Below are 727 nucleotides of genomic sequence, written 5' to 3'. Positions count from 1 at the left end.
CCCCATTTGTGCGCGCTCGCCGCCAGCAGCGACCAGGGCCCCTGCACCTGCCCCCACCCCAGCGACTGGGCCGCGTCGACGAACAGCGGAACCCCCGCCTCCCGGCAGGCCTCGGCCACCTCGGCCACCGGCTGCTCGGTCCCCACCTCGTGGTTGGCCGACTGGAGACAGGCGAGCGCGGTGTCGGACCGCAGGGCCCCGGCGTACGACTCGGCGGTCACCGCGCCGGACCGCAGCACCGGCACCTCCGTCACGGTCCCGCCCCCGGACGCGAACACCTCGGCCGAATGGAGCACGCAGGAGTGTTCGACGGCTGACACGATCAGGTGGCGTCCGGCGCGCCGCCGACCCGCCAACGCGCCCGCGACACCGCTGTGCACGGCCCGGGTCCCGGACGCCGTGAACACCAACTCGTCGGGCCGGCACCCCACCGCCTCCGCCGCGGCCTCCCGGGACGCGTCGAGCAGCATCCGGGCCCGGCGGCCCTCCCGGTAGAGCCGTGCCGGATCGGCCCAGCCCTCGTTCAGCGAGGCCAACAGGGCCTGACGGGCCACGGGATGGAGCGGGGCGGCGGAGGCGGCATCGAAGTAGGACACAGGGCAACGGTAGAACGGGGCGGCGCCGGACGGCGGCCCGGGAACCGCGCGACCAGCCGCAAACCCGCCCGCACACGCCCAACAAGCCGCATCCCCGAGCGATTAGGCGCCTCTTCCCGCCCCTGGACATG

The 727-nt window shown here is 75.2% G+C and carries 1 protein-coding gene; it reads right to left on the bottom strand.

Features of this window, described 5'->3' with window-relative positions; all coding sequences use genetic code 11:
• Positions 1 to 596 (bottom strand): aminotransferase class V-fold PLP-dependent enzyme (locus P1P75_RS41815; protein WP_319265344.1); only part of this gene is annotated, 596 nt, incomplete at its 3' end.
• Between the last annotated feature and the right edge of the window lie 131 nt (positions 597 to 727).

The organism is Streptomyces sp. ID05-39B (genome assembly GCF_033794725.1).
Taxonomy (GTDB): domain Bacteria; phylum Actinomycetota; class Actinomycetes; order Streptomycetales; family Streptomycetaceae; genus Streptomyces; species Streptomyces bobili.
The sequence above is the reverse complement of the archived record's forward strand: the minus strand, read 5'-3'. Positions and strand labels throughout refer to the sequence as shown.